17 protein-coding genes are annotated in these 19,371 nt (G+C 53.4%); 10 read left to right on the forward strand and 7 right to left on the reverse strand.

Going from position 1 to position 19,371, the window contains the following annotated elements; all coding sequences use genetic code 11:
* The first annotated feature begins 192 nt into the window (after positions 1-192).
* The 6 genes from LCF41_RS04350 (at position 193) to cysM (ending at position 6,008) form a co-directional block, all read left to right on the forward strand.
* A complete protein-coding gene (locus tag LCF41_RS04350; RefSeq protein WP_225087042.1) occupies positions 193-792 on the forward strand; it encodes an RpoE-regulated lipoprotein in 600 nt (199 codons plus the stop codon).
* Between the two features lie 159 nt (positions 793-951).
* Complete coding sequence (locus LCF41_RS04355) at positions 952-1,851, forward strand: Dyp-type peroxidase (RefSeq protein ID WP_225087043.1); 900 nt, start codon at positions 952-954, stop codon at positions 1,849-1,851.
* Positions 1,852-2,191: 340 nt separating this feature from the next.
* Complete coding sequence (locus LCF41_RS04360) at positions 2,192-3,205, forward strand: sulfate ABC transporter substrate-binding protein (RefSeq protein ID WP_431191561.1); 1,014 nt, start codon at positions 2,192-2,194, stop codon at positions 3,203-3,205.
* The gene (gene cysT / locus LCF41_RS04365) at positions 3,205-4,059 is read left to right on the forward strand and encodes a sulfate/thiosulfate ABC transporter permease CysT (RefSeq protein ID WP_225087045.1); all 855 of its coding nucleotides are present in this window, start codon (positions 3,205-3,207) and stop codon (positions 4,057-4,059) included. The genes LCF41_RS04360 and cysT overlap by 1 nt, the downstream gene beginning before the upstream one ends.
* A complete protein-coding gene (gene cysW / locus LCF41_RS04370; RefSeq protein WP_225087046.1) occupies positions 4,059-4,952 on the forward strand; it encodes a sulfate/thiosulfate ABC transporter permease CysW in 894 nt (297 codons plus the stop codon). Before cysT ends, cysW begins: the two co-directional genes overlap by 1 nt.
* 174 nt (positions 4,953-5,126) lie before the next feature.
* A complete protein-coding gene (gene cysM, locus LCF41_RS04375; RefSeq protein WP_225087047.1) occupies positions 5,127-6,008 on the forward strand; it encodes a cysteine synthase CysM in 882 nt (293 codons plus the stop codon).
* Between the two features lie 3 nt (positions 6,009-6,011).
* Here cysM and LCF41_RS04380 read toward each other — a convergent pair whose 3' ends face one another.
* Both LCF41_RS04380 and LCF41_RS04385 read right to left on the reverse strand, forming a co-directional pair.
* On the reverse strand, positions 6,012-7,964 hold the full coding sequence (locus tag LCF41_RS04380; protein ID WP_225087048.1) for a MacB family efflux pump subunit: 1,953 nt from the start codon (positions 7,962-7,964) through the stop codon (positions 6,012-6,014).
* 3 nt (positions 7,965-7,967) lie between these two features.
* Positions 7,968-9,164, reverse strand: a complete 1,197-nt coding sequence (locus LCF41_RS04385) for an efflux RND transporter periplasmic adaptor subunit (RefSeq protein WP_225087049.1) — start codon at positions 9,162-9,164, stop codon at positions 7,968-7,970.
* A gap of 251 nt (positions 9,165-9,415) precedes the next feature.
* Between LCF41_RS04385 and LCF41_RS04390 the strand changes: the two genes are divergently transcribed.
* The gene (locus LCF41_RS04390; protein ID WP_225087050.1) at positions 9,416-10,096 is read left to right on the forward strand and encodes a response regulator transcription factor; all 681 of its coding nucleotides are present in this window, start codon (positions 9,416-9,418) and stop codon (positions 10,094-10,096) included.
* On the forward strand, positions 10,096-11,463 hold the full coding sequence (locus LCF41_RS04395) for an ATP-binding protein (protein WP_225087051.1): 1,368 nt from the start codon (positions 10,096-10,098) through the stop codon (positions 11,461-11,463). Before LCF41_RS04390 ends, LCF41_RS04395 begins: the two co-directional genes overlap by 1 nt.
* 66 nt (positions 11,464-11,529) lie before the next feature.
* Here the strand turns inward: LCF41_RS04395 and crr are convergent, their stop codons facing one another.
* The 5 genes from crr to cysZ form a co-directional block, all read right to left on the reverse strand.
* On the reverse strand, positions 11,530-12,039 hold the full coding sequence (gene crr, locus LCF41_RS04400) for a PTS glucose transporter subunit IIA (RefSeq protein ID WP_010284368.1): 510 nt from the start codon (positions 12,037-12,039) through the stop codon (positions 11,530-11,532).
* 148 nt (positions 12,040-12,187) lie between these two features.
* Positions 12,188-13,915, reverse strand: a complete 1,728-nt coding sequence (ptsI, locus tag LCF41_RS04405) for a phosphoenolpyruvate-protein phosphotransferase PtsI (RefSeq protein ID WP_225087052.1) — start codon at positions 13,913-13,915, stop codon at positions 12,188-12,190.
* A 46-nt stretch (positions 13,916-13,961) separates the two neighbouring features.
* Positions 13,962-14,219 (reverse strand): phosphocarrier protein Hpr, encoded by a 258-nt coding sequence (gene ptsH / locus LCF41_RS04410; protein ID WP_009114311.1) that lies wholly within the window; start codon positions 14,217-14,219, stop codon positions 13,962-13,964.
* A 473-nt stretch (positions 14,220-14,692) separates the two neighbouring features.
* Entirely contained in the window at positions 14,693-15,661 is a 969-nt protein-coding gene (gene cysK / locus LCF41_RS04415) for a cysteine synthase A (RefSeq protein ID WP_225087053.1), read from the reverse strand.
* 161 nt (positions 15,662-15,822) lie between these two features.
* A complete protein-coding gene (gene cysZ, locus LCF41_RS04420; RefSeq protein ID WP_225087054.1) occupies positions 15,823-16,614 on the reverse strand; it encodes a sulfate transporter CysZ in 792 nt (263 codons plus the stop codon).
* 224 nt (positions 16,615-16,838) lie between these two features.
* Between cysZ and zipA the strand changes: the two genes are divergently transcribed.
* A complete protein-coding gene (gene zipA / locus LCF41_RS04425) occupies positions 16,839-17,858 on the forward strand; it encodes a cell division protein ZipA (RefSeq protein ID WP_225087055.1) in 1,020 nt (339 codons plus the stop codon).
* Between the two features lie 164 nt (positions 17,859-18,022).
* A complete protein-coding gene (gene yjeH / locus LCF41_RS04430) occupies positions 18,023-19,276 on the forward strand; it encodes an L-methionine/branched-chain amino acid transporter (protein ID WP_225087056.1) in 1,254 nt (417 codons plus the stop codon).
* Positions 19,277-19,371: the final 95 nt, after the last annotated feature.

The following is a 19,371-nucleotide window of genomic DNA, read 5'->3' on the forward strand; positions in this document are numbered from 1 at the left end:
CGATCTATCCGTTACCCCCGCACTCTGCGGCCTTTGTCTGTCGTTCTGGTAGGTTTCTTTTCGTATGCCCTCTATAATCCCTCACAAGATTATCCCGTCTTTTACGGCACTTTTCGTCGCTTGCAGACTCCAATCCCCATCTTATTAGGGTGGCTGATGACGGAAGCCGTTCAATCTTGAGGAGTACATGCTATGAATTTTCGCCCGCTGGGTTTATCGCTGGTGCTGGGGTTACCGCTGTTTCTGAGTGGATGCAGCACGCTTTCCCATTTCTCCTGGTCCAGCCTGTCGCCGTTTAACTGGTTTGGCAGTTCGCTGGAGGTGACTGATGCGGGTGTTGGTGGCATCAATGCCGGTACGCCACTGTCCGAAGGGGCGCTACAGAGCGCACTGGATGGTGGTTATCAACTGCGTAGTGGAATGGGGACCTCCAACGGTCAACTGGTCGCGTTTTATCAGGCGCTGGATGGGAAAGAGGTGAAGATGATCATCAGCGGTCAGCCGAAGGGCAGCGTGCGCAAAGTTGAGGTCATGGATCCGGCGGTAGGCAGCGCAGGCGGTGTGAAAATCGGTGACGCTTTTAGCAATACCTACAGCAAAGCATTTGAATCCTGTCAGTTAGGGCAAGGTGATGATGCGCAAAGCGTAGAATGTGCCGCCCCGCAGAGTACGCATATCAGCTACGTCTATTCCGGCGAATGGAGCGGCCCGGAAGGCTTGATGCCGCCTGACGATATCCTGAAAAACTGGAAAGTGAGTAAGATTGTGTGGCACGCGCAGGCGCGAAACTAACTTGCGTTTACGCAAGGTAAACGTCAGGCGGCTTCCGGTATGATAGCGGCGCCGCCTGATAGTTTTTCGGTGGTCGCATGCGCCATCGCTATAGTCGTAAGCCATAATCGTAGTAAACCATAACAACAAAAGAAAAAACTGACGCTTGAGGAAGCAGAAATGACACCAATTCAAAGCGGTATTTTGTTGGAACACCGCCGTTTTGCCATCTTTATGGAAGCGATGATTCAGGGAGAGTTTGATGTTATCCGGCAGGGATGCAAAAAATTCTGTCAGACGTTACAAGAGCTACAGCAGCAGTATCCCGATGCGGGATTAGGCGCGGTGCTGGCATTTGGCAACGATGTCTGGCGCGATCTGGACTGCACTTGCGGCGCGGCGGAACTGAAACCCTTTACGCCGCTGGGTAACGGGCTTGCACCTGCTACGCAGCGCGATTTGTTGATCCACATTCAATCACTGCGCCATGATGTGAACTTCACGCTGGCACAGGCGGCGCTGGCCGCGTTTGGTGGCGCGATTCGTATCGAAGAAGAGACGCACGGTTTCCGCTGGGTGGAAGATCGCGATCTCAGTGGTTTCGTTGACGGTACGGAAAACCCGCAGGGCGATGCCCGCCATGCCGTGGCGATTATCCCAGAAGGCCAGCCAGATGCGGGCGGCAGCTACGTCTTTACCCAACGCTGGGAACACAATCTGAAGCAGCTACAGCGTTTTAGCGTGGAACAGCAAGAACAGATGATCGGGCGCACCAAGCGGGACAACGAAGAGCTGTCTTCTGATGAACGCCCTGTGACGTCGCATCTCAGCCGTGTGGATTTAAAGGAAGGCGGCAAAGGGCTGAAAATCCTGCGTCAAAGCCTGCCTTATGGCACCGCGAGTGGGAAAAACGGGCTCTATTTTGTTGCCTACTGCGCACGTCTGCATAACATCGAGCAGCAATTGCTGAGCATGTTCGGCGATCGTGACGGTAAACGTGATGAGATGCTGCGCTTTACGCGTGCCGTCAGCGGCAGCTACTTCTTCGCGCCTTCTCTGGATCAACTTTTATCGCTATAAGATCCAACGCGTTTCCTGATGCCTGCACTTGTGCAGGCATTCGCTTTCAGTTTTCAACATTTCAGCTTCCCTGCATCAGGCTATCGGGCCATACCTTCCTTCTTCATTCCGCTTTTTCTTCCTATCTCTTTTGTCTTGAGGTTATGTCCTTTAGCGCTTAAAAATCCCGAAATGTTATATATAAAGGTTATATGTTGACCACCACTTCCCCCTACACTGATTCTCGCTGACAGGCGTGTGCTATGCAAAAAACACAAGCTATATAAACGATAGATCCCCCATAACAAGGCCTAGCGAATAGGCGCTAACTCTGGCAGGACATAAAATGAATCACGTACAGATGAAAGGCTGGCTGGTGAAAGGTTCTCTGGCGCTGTCATTGCTGCTGGGTGGTCAGAGCGCTGTCTCTGCTACCGAGTTGCTGAACAGCTCTTATGATGTGTCACGTGAGCTATTTGTGGCGCTCAATCCCGGTTTTGAAAAACAGTGGTTGTCGCAGCACCCTAACGATCCGTTGACGATCAAACAATCGCATGCTGGCTCGTCTAAACAGGCGCTGGCTATTTTGCAGGGCCTAAAGGCCGATGTCGTGACCTACAATCAGGTGACGGACGTCCAGATCCTGCACGATCGCGGGCAGTTGATTCCCGCCGACTGGCAGGCGCGTTTACCGAATAATAGTTCTCCATTCTACTCGACCATGGCGTTTCTGGTTCGCAAAGGCAATCCTAAAGGGATTCACGACTGGAACGATTTGGTGCGTGATGACGTGAAGCTGATTTTCCCGAATCCGAAAACCTCCGGCAATGCCCGTTATACCTATCTTGCAGCCTGGGGCGCGACTAGCAAAGCCAACGGTGGCGACGAGGCCAAAACGCGCGAGTGGATAACACGTTTTCTGGCAAACGTTGCGGTATTTGATACCGGTGGCCGTGGCGCAACCACCACGTTTGTAGAGCGTCAGTTAGGTGATGTGCTGATCAGCTTTGAATCCGAGGTGAATAACATCCGTAATCAGTACGGTGCCGAGAACTACGAGGTGATCGTTCCGAAAGTCAACGTGCTGGCGGAATTCCCCGTCGCGTGGATCGATAAGAATGTGGAGAAGAACGGCACCGAGCAGGCAGCAAAAGCCTATCTGAATTATCTGTATAGCCCGGAAGCGCAGAAGATCATCACGGATTTTTACTATCGTGTGAATAACCCCGAACTGACGCAAACCCTGAAATCCCGCTTTCCGGAAACCACCTTATTCCGGGTGGAAGATCAGTTTGGCACGTGGCCGCAGGTGATGAAAACCCACTTCGACACCGGTGGTGAGCTGGATAAACTGCTGGCGGCTGGTCGTCAGTAATGGCTTTGGGGGCGGGTAACCTTTTTTCTGGTTCAGGTAAACGGGTGCTGCCGGGATTCGCATTGAGTCTGGGCAGCAGCCTGCTGTTCGTTTGTCTGATTCTGTTACTGCCTTTAAGCGCGTTGGTGATGCAGCTTTCGGAAATGAGCCTGACGCAATACTGGGCGGTGATTTCCAATCCGCAGGTGGTGGCTGCTTACAAAGTGACGCTCTTGGCGGCGGGGTTGGCGACAGTATTCAATGCGGGATTCGGCCTGTTGATGGCGTGGATTCTGACGCGCTATCGCTTTCCCGGCCGTGCTTTACTGGATGGGCTGATGGATTTGCCCTTTGCGCTCCCCACTGCCGTCGCGGGGTTGACGCTGGCCGCGCTGTTTTCAACCACCGGCTGGTATGGAGCATGGCTGGCTGAATTCGGCATCAAGGTCTCGTACACCTGGCTGGGGATTACGGTGGCGATGGCGTTCACCAGTATTCCCTTTGTGGTGCGTACCGTTCAACCGGTACTGGAAGAGCTGGAGCCGGAATATGAAGAGGCGGCGCAGACGCTGGGGGCGAATCGCTGGCAGTGTTTTCGCTATGTCATTTTACCGGAATTGACCCCGGCGCTCTTAACGGGCACCGCGATGTCGTTTGCCCGCAGTCTGGGCGAATTTGGCGCGGTCATCTTCATTGCAGGGAATATCGCCTGGCAGACGGAAGTCGTTTCGCTGATGATTTTTATCCGCTTGCAGGAGTTTGATTTCCCTGCCGCGAGCGCGATTGCTTCCGTTGTGTTGGCGGTATCCTTATTGATCCTGTTTGCCGTCAACGTACTGCAAAGTCGTTTTGGTCAACGGACCCGGAGCGTGTAATGGCTGAGATTCCTACCGTGACGCCGCGGCGTCACGCTCATCCTGTTCGGCAGGAAGGCAACTGGGGGAGGGCAGCGCTGATTGCGCTGGGCGTGATATTATCGCTCATCATGCTGGTCATCCCTTTGGTGTCAATTTTTGCCGCGGCGCTGGCGCACGGGCTAGGGGGCGTCTGGCGTAACCTGAGCGATCCCGACATGCTGCACGCGATTGGCCTCACGCTGCTGGTGGTGGCGATTGTCGTACCGGTAAATCTGGTTTTTGGCACGTTGCTGGCGTGGCTGGTCACGCGCTTTCAGTTTCCGGGGCGGCAACTGCTGCTCACGCTGATCGATATTCCTTTTGCTGTCTCGCCGGTGGTGGCGGGTCTGCTGTATCTGCTTTTTTACAGCACCAACGGGCCGGTTGGCGGCTGGCTGGACGAACAGGGGCTACAGCTGATGTTCGCCTGGCCGGGCATTGCGCTGGTGACCATATTCGTGACCTGCCCGTTTATGGTCAGGGAGCTGGTTCCGGTGATGATGAGTCAGGGCAGTCAGGAAGAAGAGGCGGCTGTGCTGCTTGGTGCCTCGGGCTGGCAGGTGTTCTATCGGGTGACGTTACCGAATATTCGCTGGGCGTTGCTGTATGGCGTGGTACTGACGAATGCCCGTGCGATTGGCGAGTTTGGTGCGGTATCCGTGGTGTCAGGGGCGATTCGTGGTGAAACCTATACGCTGCCGCTTCAGGTTGAATTGCTGCATCAGGACTATAACAGCGTGGGCGCGTTTACCGCCGCGGCGCTGTTAACCGTGATGGCGATACTGACGTTGTTCATCAAAAGCGCCTTGCAGTGGCGGGTGAAACGGCAAATGGCGCAAGGGCGGGAACAGAATCCGCCTGAAAAGCAGTAAATTGAGATTGTTGGCAAAGTCAGATTTTAGGGGAAACACAGGGATGAGGTTCCCGTAGGGATACCTCGCCCTGTGGTAGCCCCGTGTATCTCGAATTAACCATCATGGGTTTGTCAGCAACGTTAATTTTATCGTTCACTCCGTAAGTGGGTGAGACTTTTTAGGACTCAACTTGTGACAACGCTTGAGCAGTGTATTGGCAATACCCCGCTGGTGAAATTGCAGCGCCTGACGCAGGGGCTGAACAGTGAAATTTGGCTGAAGCTGGAAGGGAATAACCCCGCCGGATCGGTAAAAGATCGGGCGGCACTCTCTATGATCCAGCAGGCAGAGAATCGCGGCGAGATTACTCCCGGCGATCGGCTAATCGAGGCGACCAGCGGGAATACCGGCATTGCGCTGGCGATGATTGCGGCGGTAAAGGGTTATCGGTTACGTCTGCTGATGCCGGACAACATGAGCTATGAACGTCAGACTGCGATGCGTGCGTATGGCGCAGAACTGGTTCTGGTTAATCGCAAGTTAGGGATGGAAGGGGCGCGGGATCGCGCAAAACAGATGGTGCTGGCGGGAGAGGGGAAAACGCTCGATCAGTTCAATAACCCGGACAATTCGTTGGCGCATTTTCTCACGACTGGCCCGGAGATCTGGCAGCAAACGGCGGGTAAGCTGACCCACTTTATCTCCAGCATGGGAACGACCGGCACGATATCCGGCGTCAGCCGCTATCTGAAGCAGCAGAACCCAGTAATCTGTACAGTCGGGCTACAGCCTGCGGAAGGCAGCCATATTCCCGGTATTCGCCGTTGGTCACCGGACTATATGCCGGGCATTTTCCGCGCCGATCTGGTCGATCGTATTTTGGATATGACACAGGTCGACGCCGAGAATACGCTGCGGCAACTGGCGCGTCAGGAAGGGATCTTCTGCGGTGTCAGTACCGGCGGCGCGGTTGCTGGCGCACTGCGGATTGCTGCGGAAACCCCCGGTAGTGTGATCGTGGCAATAGCCTGCGATCGCGGCGATCGGTATCTGTCCACCGGGGTATTTGACTGATGACTATTCTCGCTCCAGTGCGTGAATCGGTTCCATCCGCGCCGCACGACGGGCAGGGAAGAAGCCGAAGATAATGCCAATCAGGCTGGAGCACAGGAATGCGGCAATAATCGATGAACTGGAATAGATCATCGCGAAATTGCTGCTGAACTGTGCAAACAGTACGCCGATAGCCAGCGACAGCCCCACACCGATTATGCCGCCGAACAGGCAGACCAGCACCGCTTCGATCAGAAACTGCTGCATGATGTCGCTGGTGCGTGCGCCGACCGCCATACGAACGCCGATCTCTCGGGTTCGCTCTGTGACGGAGACCAGCATGATATTCATCACGCCGATACCGCCGACCAGCAGCGAAATCAGCGCGATCATCGACACCAGCAGCGTGAGCGTGGTGGTGGTTTTCTCGATCATCTGACGGATGCTGTCCGTGTTCATGACAAAGAAATCTTTCGTACCGTGTCGCTGTGTCAGCAGGGCGGTGATACTTTTCTCGGCGACGTTCATATCAACATTATCTTTCACCCGCACCGTGATGCTTTTCAGGTAGGACTGTCCGACCATGCGTTTCATCACGGTGGTGTACGGCACCCAGATATTCAGGTTTTCGTCACTGCCGAAGCCACCCTGATTCTTGCTGACGACGCCGATAATCCGAACGGGCAGCGAGCCCAGCAGAATCACTTGTCCAATCGGATCCTCGCCGTGGGGAAAGAGCTTGTTAAGCGTGTTTTTGTCAATCACCGCGTCCTGTGCCAGTTCATCGACGCTGCTGCGAGGGAAAAGCACGCCGCGTTGCAGCGTGTAACCACGCACGGTGAAGAACTGTTCCCCCACCCCAGAAACGCTGGCAGACACGGCAATGTTGCCATAGCGCATCGTGACGCTGGTGGAGATAGACGGGGTGACGCTATGCACGTAGGGATGCTGCGTCAGTGGCTGAATATCGCTGGCGCGCAGCGTTTGAATGGCGCTGGCATCCATGTCGCCGAAATCTTTGCCGGGGAAAATTTCCAGCGTGCTGGTGCCCATCGAGTTAATGTCGGCCAGCACTTGCTCCTGTGAGCCTTTCCCCAGTGCCACCACCGAAACAACCGATGCGATGCCGATAATGATGCCGAGCATGGTTAGAAAAGTGCGCATCCGCTGGGCGTTCATCGCCAGCAGCGCCATTTTGAATGCGTCAATAAAGCGGTCTTTGAACTGGTTCAGGGCCGAGGTCGCCGGAGAACTGGCGGCCTCAGGCGATGGCGCGGTGGCCTCTTCGGGACGCGTTTGTCGATCGGCAATCACTTCGCCATCGCGCAGTTCGATGATGCGCTGCGCATGCTCGGCAATCGTCATGTCGTGCGTGACGATAACAACGGTGTTGCCCTGTCTATGCAGATCGCGGAGGATGCTCAGCACCTCGTTGCCGCTGTGGGTGTCCAGCGCGCCAGTGGGTTCATCCGCCAGAATAATGCCGCCGCCGTTCATCAGCGCACGGGCGATACTGACGCGCTGCTGCTGGCCGCCAGAAAGCTGGCTGGGTCGATAGTGAAGGCGATTCTCCAGTCCCAGCCGGCTTAACAGCTCCGCCGCCCGTTGACGGCGCGCCTGTCTGCTCTTACCGGCATAAATGGCCGGCACTTCGACATTCCCTAGCGCGCTGAGGTCGCTTAGCAGGTGATAGCGCTGGAAAATAAAACCAAAATGCTCGCGACGCAGTTCTGCCAACTGGTCGTTGTCCAGTTCGCCCACGGCGCGCCCTGCCACCTGATAATCCCCGGAGGAGGGTTTATCCAGACAGCCGAGAATATTCATCAGCGTGGATTTTCCTGAACCTGATGCGCCGACAATGGCCACCATTTCTCCCTGATTGATCGTCAGGTTGATGTCCTTGAGGACGGTGACGTCCTGTTCACCGTTGGAAAAGCGGCGGGTAATGCCGGTCAGCTTAAGTAAGGATGTGGACATGCGTTACATCCCCATCGGCGGGCCGGGATGCGTGGACGCGACATCACCGGATGACGGGCTGACAACCACTTGTTCCCCGACGCTGAGCCCCGAACGGATCTGGGTGCGCACGTTATCATTGAGGCCGAGTGTGACCAGGCGTGATTCCATCTTCTTGTTCGCATTCATCACCTGCACATACCACATGCCATTGCGCGAGGTTAATGCTGTTGCCGGGACGACAATGGCATTTTTCACCGAAGACAGCAGAATATATACTTGAGCTGTCATGGAAATGCGCAATACGCCGTCAGGATTCTTCACGTCGAACAGGCCGTTGTAATAGATCGCGGTGCTGGATGAAGAGCTGGTGCTACTCGAACTGGATGATGTCGTGGTTGAGTCTGTATTGATGGAGTCCGGTGCGGGTTCAATCGAGCTCAGCGTGGCTTCGTAACGTTTACTGGGTTCGCCCAGAATACTGAACCACACGGGCATGCCGGTTTTCACCTTGACGACGTCGGCTTCTGAAATCTTCACCTTGATGGTCATGGTGTCCAGATTGGCGACTTTGGCAATGGTCGGCGTTGTCTGGATGGCGTTGACCGTTTGGCCTGCTTCAACAGGAATGGCCACCACAGTGCCATCCATCGGTGAACGAATCTGGGTATACCCCAGGTTAACCTTAGCGGTGTTGACGGTAATTTGTGCCTGAACGATCTGTGCGTCCAGCGCATCGATATTGGCTTTGGTGGCATCCAGCGTGGCTTTCGCGCTATCGTAATCGGCCTGTGCGCCAACGCCGCGTTTCATTAACATTTGCTGACGCTGCCAGCTTAATTCGTTGTTACGCAACTCCGCCAGTTTGGCAGTGCGCTGCGCCTGAATATTTTTTAGCGCCGCTTCGCCATTTCTTAACGTGTCCTGCTGGGTGAGGTCATCAATCTCGGCGATCAATTGCCCTTTTTTGACCTTATCGCCGAGTTTGACGTGCAGCGCTTTGATTTGCCCTGAGGCTTGAGCACCGACGCTGACCTGCTTCTGCGCCTCAATTTTGCCGTCAGCGAGTACCGTCTGTTCGAGATCCGCGATCTCTGCGGCGGTGGTCATCGCGCTTGGCGCGGGGGCTGGCTTGTTGAAAAACAGATGAATAAGCACGGCAGCGGCGATAAGACCCAGCGCGATCGTCGTACGGCGTCGTGTAAAAAATCGTGATTGCATCAGGGGGAGTCGTCCTTAATGAATACATTTGAACGGAAGTAAATAACGCAGGTGAGTAATTTACCCCGAGTCCGTAAAGGTAGCGGTAATCTTTGCTCAAAGAAATGGTAAGGATTAGGTAAATCTGGCTGCGAATATTAACGCTAAGCCTGAGAATACAGCATCTATACCCGTCATGCTTCAAGCGATATGTGCATTTTTTTCCGCAACATCGAATGATGTAGGGTATACCCGATTAATGAGGACAGGATATGAATATTTTACTGGTCGATGACGACGTAGAGCTGGGCGATATGCTCTGTGAGTACCTGAATGCGGAAGGGTTTTCGACCTCCCGGGTGCTGACAGGTAAAGAAGGCGTCGAGGGGGCGATGTCGGGGGATTACACCGCGATGATTCTGGATGTCATGTTGCCGGATATGAGCGGCATTGACGTGCTGCGTCAGATCAGAAAAACCGAACAGTTGCCTGTCATTATGCTAACGGCGCGCGGTGACAACATCGACAGAGTTATCGGTCTGGAAATGGGCGCGGATGACTATATGCCTAAACCCTGTTACCCGCGTGAGCTGGTGGCAAGGTTGCGGGCGGTGCTACGTCGCTATGATGACCAGCCGAGTGCAAAGCGAGACGAGAGCCTGGCAGCCAGCGGCGATCTGGTATTGAACCCAGCGACGCGTATCAGCGAGTGGCGCGGAAAGCCGTTTGATCTGACGGCGTCTGAATTTAATTTGCTGGAGCTGTTGTTACGTTCCCCTGAGCGGGTGGTGTCAAAAGATGAGCTGTCCGAAAAATGTCTGGGACGTCGCCGTGAAGCGTATGACCGCAGCGTGGATGTGCACATCAGCAATATTCGTCAGAAGCTCTGTGCATTGCCGGGCAACACCATGACGATTGAAACTGTACGCAGTGTGGGATACCGGATTCGCTGATGATGATTCGTGGAAGGCTTTTCTGGAAGATATTGCTCGGGTTCTGGCTGACGTTCCTCGTGATGTCTCAGTTGCTGTGGCTGGCTTTTTCTTTTTACGGCGAACGCCATAAGCCGCTGGAAGAGATCGTGGTTTCCCGTATTGCGACGATGCAAACGGAGATGGTGGCGGCGGCGCTGCAACATGGCGGTCTGGGTGAACTGAACGATGTGATGTCGCTGTTGCCGCAGCAAGAGCAACAATACATTTCCGTCACGGAATCGCCGTTGCCGCTGTCGGAGCAGGAATTGAATTCCGCCTCGGAGAATGCGATGTCCGGCGATGATTTTGCGCCGGATAAGCGTAACGCGCCGCGTGCTACGCACATGATCAAGCAGGTCAGTGGGCCTGCCGGAAAGTGGTATCAGATACGTTATGACACCGAGCTGCTGCGCAGCGAATTCCGTCCTCCTCGTCCGATCGAGTTTCTTAACGTACCCGTGCCGTTTGTCATTATCGCGGGGTTCGGTGGGCTGCTGTTTAGTTCGGTACTGGCATGGAGTCTGGCGCGTCCGCTGAACCAGATCCGCGCAGGGTTTGATCAGGTAGCTCAAGGGGATCTGAATGTACGCCTGCTGCCGGTAATGCATAAGCGACATGATGAAATCAGTGACGTGGCGCGTGATTTTGATTCCATGGTCGAACGGTTGGATAGCCTGGCCAGCGCGCGTGAACAGCTGCTTCATGATGTTTCACACGAGCTGCGCTCCCCGCTGGCGCGTTTGCAGCTCGCTATCGGGTTGATAAGGCAAAACCCAGACAATGTCGATAACTCCTTACAGCGTATTGAGCGTGAAGCGCTGCTGATGGATAAGATGATTGGCGAGCTGCTGACGCTATCGCGCACGGAGCATTCTGGCATTGAGGAAGCCTATTTCGATTTACTGGGACTGGTGACGGCCGTCGTCAACGATGCGCGCTATGAAGCGCAGGTCACTGGCGTCGAAATCCTACTTGCGGCGGATGAAGACGAGGACTACACGATTAAAGGCAACTCGGAGCTGATGCGCAGGGCGGTCGATAATGTGATGCGCAACGCGCTACGTTTTTCAGCCCGCGAACAGCAGGTTTCCGTATCGCTTATTGGCAACGAGCATGAGTGGACGATTCAGGTCGCCGATCAGGGACCCGGCGTGGAGAAAAGTAAGCTCTCCAGCATCTTCGATCCTTTTATTCGTGTGGATTCGCCGCTGTCTGGCAAGGGCTATGGGCTGGGACTGGCGATTACTCGCAAAGTGGTGCTGGCGCACGGTGGGCATATTGAAGCGGACAACGGTGAACAGCGTGGATTAGTGATTCGCCTGTGCGTACCGCGCTGGAAAGCCTGAAACGAAAACGGCACCATCCGGGTGCCGTTTCGTGCAAACGTAGTAGACCATCCGTAGAAGGGCGGTTTACTTTTTGATACGGATAACCGGCGTTTCGCCGACAACGACCGTACCACTCAGTTTGGTCAATTCCTTGATTTCATCCATGTTGGAAATAACCACTGGGGTCAGAGTAGACTTCGCTTTTTCTTCCAGCAGCGCCAGGTCAAACTCGATAACGAGATCGCCTTTCTTCACGCGCTGGCCTTCTTCGGCGATGCGTTTGAAGCCTTCGCCTTTCAATTCAACGGTATCAATACCAAAGTGCACAAACAGCTCAATGCCGCTGTCAGACTCGATGGAAAACGCATGGTTGGTTTCAAAAATCTTACCGATGGTGCCGTCTACCGGTGCGACAATCTTGTTGCCAGTTGGTTTGATGGCAATACCGTCACCGACGATTTTCTCTGCGAATACGACATCAGGAACATCTTCAATATTGACGATTTCACCCGACAGTGGGGCAATGATTTCGATGCTGCCAGTGTCTTTTTTGTCGTCAGAAACCAGAGATTTCAATTTATCGAACAAACCCATGATTCTCTCCTAAGCATTAATATTGGGCCAGCATATACCCTAATCTTTCAAGTCGTTGTGGCATTGGCTTTTTTCGCTACCCCGACCGCGACGGTATCGCCTGTCGGGGGGCTGATTGCCACCTTGAAACCTATTAGGTGAAGCAGAATCAGCAGAGCGTTTTTTCTTTAATAAAGCGGCTCACCAGATTGCTTAACTCTTGTGCTGTCGGTTGAGCTAATGCCTGCTCCGCCAGCGCCTTCGCATCTTCGTAATTCGCATTACGGATGATTTTCTTGATGCTCGGGATAGAGATCGCACTCATGCTGAATTCGTCCAGACCCATTCCCAATAACAGTAGTGTAGCACGTTCGTCACCGGCGAGCTCACCACACATCCCTGTCCACTTGCCTTCGGCATGAGACGCATCGATAACCTGCTTAATCAGGGTAAGGACGGCGGGGGACATCGGATTATAGAGATGAGAAATCAGCTCATTACCGCGATCAACAGCCAGAGTATACTGGGTTAAGTCATTTGTCCCAATACTAAAGAAGTCGACTTCTTTGGCTAAATGTGGCGCGATTGCGGCAGCGGCAGGGGTTTCAACCATCACGCCGACTTCAATGCTTTCGTCGAAGGCTTTACCTTCTTCTCTCAGCTGCGCTTTCAGCATCGCCAGTTCGGCTTTCAGCTCACGCACTTCTTCCACGGAGATAATCATCGGGAACATGATACGCAGCTTGCCAAAGCTGGATGCGCGCAGAATGGCACGCAGTTGGGCGTGCAGGATTTCTTTACGATCCAGACAGATACGGATAGCACGCCAGCCAAGGAACGGGTTCTCTTCCTTCGGCAGGTTCATGTAAGGCAGGTCTTTGTCACCGCCGATATCCATGGTACGGACGATAACTGCCTGAGCGCCAACGGCTTCGGCCACCGCCTTATACGCCTGGAACTGCTCTTCTTCTGTCGGCAGAGAATCACGATCCATGAACAGGAATTCGGTACGATACAGGCCGACACCTTCTGCGCCGTTACGCTCAGCCCCGGCGACATCACGCACGGTACCGATGTTGGCACAGACTTCAACCTGATGACCATCCAGCGTGATGGCTGGCAGATCTTTCAGCTTGGCCAGCTCATATTTTTCAGCGCTGTACTGCTGCTGAATGGCTTTTAATTCTTCAATTTTTTCTGCGGTCGGATTCTGATAGATCTGGTTGTTTACCGCATCCAGAATCAGATAGTCGCCGTTTTTGACCTGTTGGGTCACATTGGTCGTGCCGACGATAGCAGGCAGCTCCAGCGAACGGGCCATAATGGAGGTGTGGGACGTGCGGCCACCGAGATCGGTAATGAAGCCCAGCACTTTGTCCAGATTCAACTGCGCGGTTTCTGACGGCGTCAGATCCGTAGCAACCAGAATGACTTCATCCTGAATATCGCCCAGATCGACGATGGTCATATTGAGAATGTTGCGTAGCAAACGCTTCCCGATATCACGCATGTCTGCGGCGCGTTCTTTCAGATATTCATCATCAAGTTCTTCCAGTGCTTTGGCCTGGTTTTCGATAACGGAAAACGCAGCGGCGTCGGCGGAAGCCTGTTCATCTTTAATCAGGGCTATGATTTCCTGCTCGAACTCTTCATCTTCCAGCAACATGATGTGGCCTTCGAAGATGGCTTCTTTCTCTGCGCCCAGCGTCTCGCCCGCTTTCTTCTTGATAGCTTCCAACTGTGCGGATGCTTTGGAACGGCCAGTCAGAAAACGTTCAATTTCCTGCTCCACCTGATCCGCAGAGATTTTTTTCCGGTTGATGATAATTTCATCTTCTTTCAGTAACAGTGCCTTACCAAAAGCAATCCCCGGTGATACTAATATGCCTGAAATCATAACCCTACCTTACTCGATTCTGATGTTCACTAAAAAGACCCGTTGCTTACTCGAGCTCGGCCATCAGCTTAACCAGATGTTCAACCGCTTTTTGTTCGTCTTCGCCTTCCGCAGCGATAGTAACCACAGTTCCTTGGGTTAAGCCGAGTGTTTGTAATTTGAACAGGCTTTTGGCGCTAGCGCTCTTGCCGTTGGATGTCACGGTGATTTCAGAAGCGAAGCCTTTGGCTTCTTTAACGAACTGAGCAGCGGGACGAGTGTGCAGGCCATTTGGTGCGGTGATAGTCACTTCTTGCTGGAACATGCTTTTTTCCCCAACTTATGGATTAGATTAATGTTGTGGAACTAAAGTTTAGCTGATTCACTGAACTTTAGCCTGTTTGGTTAGCGCCTGATTTATGTTACAGGGGCGAGCCACGATGCGACAAGAAAACCGTCAAACGTATTTCCTGGATAAAATACCATCAAACACCACAGCTTCCGCTACCCATTATCTTAACCCCGGTCGCAAAACGGCGATGTGGCTATCGTGCGCAAGACAAAACCGTTTTACGCAAGACAAAAACCGATTTACGTAAGACAAAAATAATGTGGTAGGGCGTGGCGTTTGTCTGACATTAATTTCACGCATCAAAATAATTGTTCGGTTAAATACTAAACCTGATGTAGAAAAGCAATCTGTATGTAGTGGAAAGTTTGAAGTGTGCCACAAAAAAGCACCTAAATAGGTGCTTTTTTAACACATTGGTCACTTATTGTTCGAGTGCGACCGGAGGATTACTGTTGCAATTCCTGCTCGGTGAACAGGTCGGCAAAGAGTGCCGTACTCAGATAACGTTCGCCGGAAGACGGCAGGATGACAACGATAGTTTTGCCGTCAAACTCTTTCTCTTTGAGCAGATTCAGCGCGGCGGCAACGGCGGCACCGGAAGAAATCCCGGCGAGAATGCCTTCTTCTTCCATCAAACGGCGTGCAGTGCTGATCGCTTCTTCATTGGTGATTTTTTCTACGCGGTCAATCAGTTTCAGATCCAGGTTACCCGGAATGAAGCCCGCGCCAATGCCTTGAATCTTGTGTGGGCCTGGTTTCAGCTCTTCGCCTGCCAGTGCCTGAGTGATAACTGGTGAATCGGTGGGTTCAACCGCCACGCTAATGATGGCTTTGCCTTTGGTGTTCTTGATATAGCGGCTGACACCGGTCAGCGTACCGCCTGTACCGACGCCGGAGATAAAGACATCAACCTGACCATCCGTGTCTTCCCAGATTTCAGGACCAGTCGTTTTTTCGTGAATTTCCGGGTTAGCGGGGTTGCTGAACTGCTGTAGCAGCAGATAACGGCTTGGATCGCTGGCGACAATCTCTTCTGCTTTGGCAATCGCGCCTTTCATACCTTTCGCGCCTTCGGTCAGCACCAGATTGGCACCCAGCGCTTTCAGCAGTTTACGACGCTCGATGCTCATGGTTTCTGGCATGGTGAGCGTGAGTTTGTAACCACGAGCCGCTGCGACGTAGGCCAGAGCAATCCCTGTGTTTCCGCTGGTCGGTTCAACCAGTTCAATGCCTGGTTTGAGAACGCCGCGTTTTTCTGCGTCCCAAATCAGGTTGGCGCCGATACGGCATTTTACGCTGAAGCTGGGGTTGCGGGATTCCACTTTAGCCAGAATGCGTCCGTTGCCGATACGGTTCAGGCGAACCAGCGGCGTATGGCCGATTGTGAAAGAATTGTCTTCGTAGATCTTGCTCATAGCCTGTCCTTATAACTGTATGAAATTTTTGCGAACGTAGAGAGAATACCCGTTCACACCTTTCAGTGAAGTAAAGAATTGCTATATCGTTATGTTCTTAAGAAATATCTTTTCATTACAATAGAAAGCACTGGCTCCGATCAGCCAGTGCACTCGCGCTTTTAGGGCGCTTTTTTCGGCAGTGTCGCTGACAGATCCCGATAGCGATCCACCCACAGCTGCGTTGCGCCACATACCGCGACGGGCATGATGACCAGATTCAAAAAAGGCACCAGCGTAAACAGGCTGACCAGGGCGCCAAACTGCATATTGGCGACCTTGTGACGGCGTAATGCCTGCCGCATGGTGGAAAAGCCCACTTTGTGGTTATCAAAGGGATAATCGCAGTACTGAATCGCCAGCATCCACGCGCTGAACAGGAACCACAGCACCGGTGCGACAGTTTGCCCAATACCGGGGATGAAATAGAGAAGCAATAGCACAATCGCGCGTGGCAGGTAATACGCCAGCTTTTGGATCTCACGCTTCATAATCCGGGGGACATCTTTGGCGATGCCGAGCATGCCGCTGTCCGGCAGCGTCTGGCCGGTTAATTTAGCTTCCAACTGCTCCGCCAATAAGCCGTTAAACGGTGCGGCGATAAAATTGGCGATAGTACTGAATAGGTAGCTGAATACCAGCAGGATGGAGAGGACGGCGAGTGGCCAAATGAGGTAGCTGAGCCATTGCAGCCAGCTCGGAATGTGGCTCATGAGCTGAGGAATCCAATCATTCAACTGGGTGAAAAGCCACCAAAAAGCACCGCCCATCAGCACGATGTTCATGAGCAAGGGAAGAATGACGAAACGCCGGATGCCCGGCAGTGAGATCAAACGCCATCCAGCAAGAAAATAGTGTATGCCGCTGCGAACCTGGCCTGCGGTGTTGCCGTAAGACGGTTTTTCGAAAGACATAGTGACAATATACTCAGTCATTTGTTTGTTGAGGCATCATATCGGGATGATCTTATGCTGACTAGCCCGCATTTGGATGAAAAAACAGCAAAAAAGTGCGTTGTATCTATCTTTATTGTCATAAAGTACCGTGCAGGCTTGCACTTGTGTACTCAGGCAAATAGAGTTAGTAGTATAAGTATTTGCCGTGGTGGCAATGTATTGTTAGAACAATTGGGATAGCAATGATGCAGGACTTGCGTCTGATATTAATCGTTGTTGGCGCGATCGCTATAATAGCGCTTTTACTTCACGGCTTGTGGACTAGCCGTAAAGAGCGCTCGTCCCTTTTTCGTGACCGCCCGGTTAAACGCGCAAAGAAAGCGCGTGATGAAACGCCGCTTGACGAGCTGGATGAAGGCGTTGGCGAGGTTCGCGTGAAGGGTGCGCGTCCGCAACAGAATGAACCCTCATTTGGTAGCGCGTCATTTGATAACTCTTCGTTTGATAACCGGCCATTTGATAGTCAATCATTTGATAACAGCAGTGCACGTGAAGACGTTCGCCCAGAGGCGAAATCGCCGTTCGAGCACCTGTCTCCCGTTTCTTCTTACGATCCTTTACTGGATGAAGCCACGCCAGTGGATTCTCCGCGGCGTGGCGATAGCAACCCGCAGGTTGTCAGTCCCAGAGAAACGCCAAGCCTAGCCCAGTCGAACATTGATACGCCGCGTGAGTCATTTGCCTATGATGCGCCGCAGCAGCCTGCTGCACATTCGTTGCATGAGAAGGTTCAGCCTGCGCAGCCTCAGCAACCTGCTGAACCTGTCGAACCCGCAGCGGCAAAAGAAGCGGTTCTGGTGCTGCACGTCGTGGCGCACCAGGGCGGTGTTATTGGTGGCGAACTGCTGTTGCAAAGCCTGCTTCAGGCCGGTTTCCAGTTTGGTGAAATGAACATTTTCCATCGTCATGTAAACCCAGCGGGTGCCGGCCCGGTGTTGTTCAGCCTGGCGAATATGGTGAAACCCGGTTCGTTTAATGTGGACGCGATGTCCGAATTCTCGACGCCCGGCGTGTCCATTTTCATGATGGTGCCGTCTTATGGCGACGCCAGCCAGAACTTTAAACTGATGTTACAGTCTGCCCAGCGTATTGCTGATGATGTTGGCGGCGTGGTGCAGGATGATGAACGTCGCATGATGACACCACAGAAGGTTGAATCCTACAAAGCCCGCATTCGCGATGTGCTGAAAGCCAACGCCTGATAGCACACTTGTGTGAACCTATAAAAGTATGTGACAGCGTCAAAAGCGTAGGCGAAAGCATAAAGGTTGTGAATTCAATGGGTGAGAGAAGCCTCCGTTAAGGGAGGCTTTTTTTATTCTTAGATCAAATCGTGGCGTAAAAAGGCAAGAAAAGGTGAAGCGTTGTGAGTGAAGCAAAAGGATTAAAACAAGAGCTTGGTCTAATTCAGGGCGTGGGGCTGCTGTCGACTTCGTTGCTGGGGACGGGGGTGTTTGCGGTTCCTGCGTTGGTCGCGCAGCTGGCACAGCAAGATAGCCTGTGGGCATGGCCGATCTTGATCCTGCTTGTTTTTCCTATCGCCATCGGTTTTGCCGCTTTGGGGCAACATTTTCCTAATGCGGGCGGAGCCGCGCATTTTGTGAATCTGGCTTTTGGTCCACGCATGGCGCGTGTGACTGGCTGGCTATTCCTCTCTGTTATTCCGCTAGGGCTACCTGCTGCTTTGCAGATTGCCGCCGGGTTCTGGCAGGCAGCATTTGGCTGGAGTGATCTGGGGCTGCTCTGCGTACAACTGCTGACGCTGGGGGGGATCTGGCTGCTTGGCCTGCGCAGCGCCGGATCCAGCGCCAACATTCAGATTATTATCGCGATGTTAGTGGTGGGGTTGGTTGTTGCTATCTGGTGGCAGGGCGATATTACGCCCACACACATTCCCTGGCCGTCGGTGAATGAGCTGTCATGGTCTAACACCTTTGGTGCGTTGGCCGTGATGTTCTGGTGCTTTGTGGGTCTTGAAGCTTTTGCCCATATGGCGACGGAGTTTCGGGTGCTGGAGCGGGATTTCCCACGGGCTTTACTCATCGGCATGCTGCTCGCAGGTGCAGTTTACTGGGGATGCACAGTGGCGGTATTGCATTTTAAGGCTTACGGTGAGGGGATGGCGGCCACGGCGTCACTGCCGGGTATCGTTGTGCAATTGTTTGGTCAGCATGCGCTGTGGATCGCCTGCTTTGTCGGGTATTTGGCCTGCTTTGCCAGCGTGAATATCTACACGCAGGGCTTCGCCCGCCTCGTCTGGTCGCAGGCACCGAAAAGCAGTGCATTGGCAAAGCTGTCCGCGGGGCGGGCGCCGGTAAATGCGCTGTCAGTGGTCGTGAGCTGCTGCCTGGTGTGCAGCCTGTTGATTTACTGGCTCAGGCTACCTTTGGATCTGCTGATTGTGTACGCGAACGGCATCTTTGTGCTGATCTATCTGCTGTGTATGCTGGCTGGGTGGCGTTTACTGAAAGGACGTGCGCGCGTGATGGCGGCAATTGGCTGTTTGCTTTGCTGTGCGCTGTTGCTGATGATCGGCTGGAAATCGCTGTATGCGTTAATCATGCTGGTCGTGCTGTGGCTGTTCCTGCCGCGCAAGCAGGTTGAAGTGGTTTCTCACTGAGTCGTCTTATGCTGAGTTCTGTGGCGTGAAACCTGCGCGTTGGAGACGGTCGCGGTGGCGGCATCGGGAATCGAGCAACGCCCTGATTAGGGCGC

The organism is Pectobacterium colocasium (assembly GCF_020181655.1).
Classification (GTDB): domain Bacteria; phylum Pseudomonadota; class Gammaproteobacteria; order Enterobacterales; family Enterobacteriaceae; genus Pectobacterium; species Pectobacterium colocasium.

Bases quoted from the DNA above. Each gene is read 5' to 3' on its own strand.
- LCF41_RS04350 (WP_225087042.1), top strand. From the start codon at position 193: ATGAATTTTCGCCCGCTGGGTTTATCGCTGGTGCTGGGGTTACCGCTG.
- LCF41_RS04355 (WP_225087043.1), top strand. From the start codon at position 952: ATGACACCAATTCAAAGCGGTATTTTGTTGGAACACCGCCGTTTTGCC.
- LCF41_RS04360 (WP_431191561.1), top strand. From the start codon at position 2,192: ATGAAAGGCTGGCTGGTGAAAGGTTCTCTGGCGCTGTCATTGCTGCTG.
- cysT (WP_225087045.1), top strand. From the start codon at position 3,205: ATGGCTTTGGGGGCGGGTAACCTTTTTTCTGGTTCAGGTAAACGGGTG.
- cysW (WP_225087046.1), top strand. From the start codon at position 4,059: ATGGCTGAGATTCCTACCGTGACGCCGCGGCGTCACGCTCATCCTGTT.
- LCF41_RS04380 (WP_225087048.1), bottom strand. From the start codon at position 7,964: ATGTCCACATCCTTACTTAAGCTGACCGGCATTACCCGCCGCTTTTCC.
- LCF41_RS04385 (WP_225087049.1), bottom strand. From the start codon at position 9,164: ATGCAATCACGATTTTTTACACGACGCCGTACGACGATCGCGCTGGGT.
- LCF41_RS04390 (WP_225087050.1), top strand. From the start codon at position 9,416: ATGAATATTTTACTGGTCGATGACGACGTAGAGCTGGGCGATATGCTC.
- LCF41_RS04395 (WP_225087051.1), top strand. From the start codon at position 10,096: ATGATGATTCGTGGAAGGCTTTTCTGGAAGATATTGCTCGGGTTCTGG.
- crr (WP_010284368.1), bottom strand. From the start codon at position 12,039: ATGGGTTTGTTCGATAAATTGAAATCTCTGGTTTCTGACGACAAAAAA.
- ptsI (WP_225087052.1), bottom strand. From the start codon at position 13,915: ATGATTTCAGGCATATTAGTATCACCGGGGATTGCTTTTGGTAAGGCA.
- ptsH (WP_009114311.1), bottom strand. From the start codon at position 14,219: ATGTTCCAGCAAGAAGTGACTATCACCGCACCAAATGGCCTGCACACT.
- cysK (WP_225087053.1), bottom strand. From the start codon at position 15,661: ATGAGCAAGATCTACGAAGACAATTCTTTCACAATCGGCCATACGCCG.
- cysZ (WP_225087054.1), bottom strand. From the start codon at position 16,614: ATGTCTTTCGAAAAACCGTCTTACGGCAACACCGCAGGCCAGGTTCGC.
- zipA (WP_225087055.1), top strand. From the start codon at position 16,839: ATGATGCAGGACTTGCGTCTGATATTAATCGTTGTTGGCGCGATCGCT.